General features: G+C 75.5%; 4 protein-coding genes. All 4 read left to right on the top strand.

Going from position 1 to position 2,555, the window contains the following annotated elements; translation table 11 throughout:
* Nucleotides 1–393, top strand: a 393-nt coding sequence (locus tag HMPREF0731_RS10545; RefSeq protein ID WP_007004102.1) for a phosphatidylglycerophosphatase A family protein, incomplete at its 5' end; no start/stop codon positions are given.
* A complete protein-coding gene (locus HMPREF0731_RS10540; protein WP_007004101.1) occupies nt 390–887 on the top strand; it encodes a CinA family protein in 498 nt (165 codons plus the stop codon). The genes HMPREF0731_RS10545 and HMPREF0731_RS10540, both read left to right, overlap by 4 nt.
* Before the next feature lie 104 nt (nt 888–991).
* Complete coding sequence (locus HMPREF0731_RS10535) at nt 992–2,209, top strand: sensor histidine kinase (protein ID WP_051014730.1); 1,218 nt, start codon at nt 992–994, stop codon at nt 2,207–2,209.
* Nucleotides 2,210–2,287: 78 nt separating this feature from the next.
* On the top strand, nt 2,288–2,555 hold a 268-nt coding region (secG, locus tag HMPREF0731_RS10530), incomplete at its 3' end, for a preprotein translocase subunit SecG (protein WP_007004099.1).

Raw genomic sequence — 2,555 nt, 5'->3', positions numbered from 1 at the left:
CTGCCGGTGGCGCTGCTCGGGCCGCTGGCCTGCCTGGGGCTGGCGGCGCTGCTCACCGCGCTCGGCTTCTGGGCGCTGGCGCGGCTGCCCGAGGCGCGGCAGGACCCCTCCTGGGTGGTGATCGACGAGGGCGCCGGGCAGAGCCTGGCGCTGGCCGCCCTCGGCCTGTCCTTCCCCTGGGCGCCGCAGCTGGCGGCGACGCCGCAGGGGATCGCCGCCGGCATCGCCCTGGCCTTCCTGCTGTTCCGCCTGTTCGACATCACCAAGCCCGGCCCGGTGGGCTGGGCCGACCGCCGCAAGGGCGCCGCCGGGGTGATGCTGGACGATGTGATCGCCGGGGCGCTCGCCGCGGCGGTGATCCTGGCGCTGCGCTTCGCGGGGATGCTGCCATGAGCCTGCTGGACGAGACGCTGCTGGAGCGCGCGGCGGCGCTGCTGGCGGCGCTGCGACCGCGCGGCCTGACCGTCGCCACCGCCGAGAGCTGCACCGGCGGGCTGGTCAGCGCCGCGCTGACCGCGCATGCCGGCTCCTCGGCGACGCTGCTGGCCGGCTACGTCACCTATTCCAACGCCGCCAAGACCCGCATGCTGGGCGTGCCGCCGCCGCTGCTGGAGCGGCACGGCGCGGTCAGCGCCGAGGTGGCGCGCGCCATGGCCGAGGGCGCGCTGCGGGATTCGGGGGCGGATCTGGCGGTCGCCATCACCGGCATCGCCGGGCCGGGCGGCGCCACGCCGGGCAAGCCGGTCGGGCTGGTGCACCTGGCCGCCGCCGGGGCCGGCGCGCCGCTTCAGCTGTATCACGAGGTCTTCCCCGGCGACCGCGCCGCGGTGCGCGCCGCCAGCGCGCTGCGGGCGCTGGCCATGCTGGCGCGCCAGGCGGGGGTCTGAACCGCGGCCCTCACGCGGAAACGCCTTGGGTCCGGCCACGCCTCCGCCTATTGAGAGGGGCAAGACCCGCCCCGGCTCCTGGCGGCGGGCGACCGCCGGTGCGCATGGACACGAACGCCCAACTGACCCTCCGCCTGCGCCAGCAGGCGCTGATCGCCGAACTGGGCCTGGCCGCGCTGCGGCGCGAAGGGCTGCAACCATTGCTGGACCAGGCGGCCCGCCTCGCCGCCGAGGGCCTCTCGGGCGATTTCAGCAAGGTGCTGGAATACCGCGCCGAGGAAGGATGCTTCCTGCTGCGCGCCGGCCTCGGCTGGCGGCCGGGCTGCGTCGGCCAGGCGCGCATCGGCGGCGACACCGAGAGCCCGGCCGGCTTCGCCTTCCGCACCGGCCGCCCCGTGATCTCCAACCACCTGGCCGAGGAGGCGCGCTTCCGCACGCCCGCGCTGATGGCCGAGCATGGCGTGCGCCGCGCCATCAACGTCATCATCCGCGGCGAGGCCGAGCCCTTCGGCGTGCTGGAGGTGGACAGCCGCGATGCCGGCGACTTCACGGCGGACGACATCAACTTCCTCCAGGCCCTGGCCAACACGCTGGGCGTCGCGGTGGACCGCGAGCTGTCGCAGGCGGCGCTGCGCGCGCTGACCGAGCTGGCCGAGGCGCGCGCGCGCGAGGCGGAGGCGGCGCTGGCCGACCGCGACGCGCTGCTGCGCGAGAAGGACCTGCTGATGCGGGAGATCGACCACCGGGTGAAGAACAGCCTGACCATCACCCGCTCCCTGCTGTCGCTGCAGGCGCGCATGACGCCACCCGAGGCGGGGCGCGCCGCGCTGGAGGACGCGGCGCGGCGGGTGGGCAGCATCGCCCGGGTGCATGACCGGCTGTATCGCAGCCAGCGCATCGGCATGGTCGATCTGGGCGAGTATCTGGCCGGGCTGTGCGAGGAGCTGGAGCGCAGCTGCGGCCTGGCCGAATCCGGCCGCCCCCTGGCCCTGCTGCTGGACAGCGTGGAATGCCCGGCCGACGAGGCGGTGACGCTCGGCCTGATCGTGACCGAGGTGGTGACCCAGGCGGCGCAGCAGGGCGGCGGCGCCCTCGCCGTCGAATGCGTCGGGACAGGCGGGGCGCTGCGGCTGCGGGTCAGCGATTCGGGGGGCGGACAGCCCATGCCGGACCTGCCGCCGCAGCAGGGCAGCCTGGGCCTGCAGCTGATCCGCAGCCTGAGCGAGCGGCTGGGCGGCGAGCCGCGCTGGCACACGCCGCCGGAAGGCGGGCCGCGCTTCGAGCTGGCCTTCCCCTGGCCGGTCGCCGCAGCGGCGGAGTGAGGCCGCCAGGCTGACGCCGCCGCTTCCCCCGAAAGAGAACTGGCGCGGGGCGAGGAAGGCGGCTAAGAGCGCTGCGCCATGATGACCGTCCTGCTCGTCCTGCATCTGTTCGTCACCCTCGCGCTGATCGGCGTGGTCCTGCTGCAGCGCAGCGAGGGCGGCGGCCTGGGTATCGGCTCGTCCCAGGGGATGGGCTCCTTCATGACCGGGCGCGGCACGGCCAACCTGCTGACCCGCACCACCGCCATCCTGGCGACGCTGTTCATGGGCCTGGCGCTGGCCATGGCGATGCTCGGCCGCGGCCAGGCGCAGCGCGGCTCGATCCTGGACGCGCCGCCGCCGCCGG

The organism is Pseudoroseomonas cervicalis ATCC 49957 (assembly GCF_000164635.1).
GTDB classification, from domain to species: Bacteria; Pseudomonadota; Alphaproteobacteria; order Acetobacterales; family Acetobacteraceae; genus Pseudoroseomonas; species Pseudoroseomonas cervicalis.
This window is presented reverse-complemented; position numbering and strand designations above follow the sequence as displayed.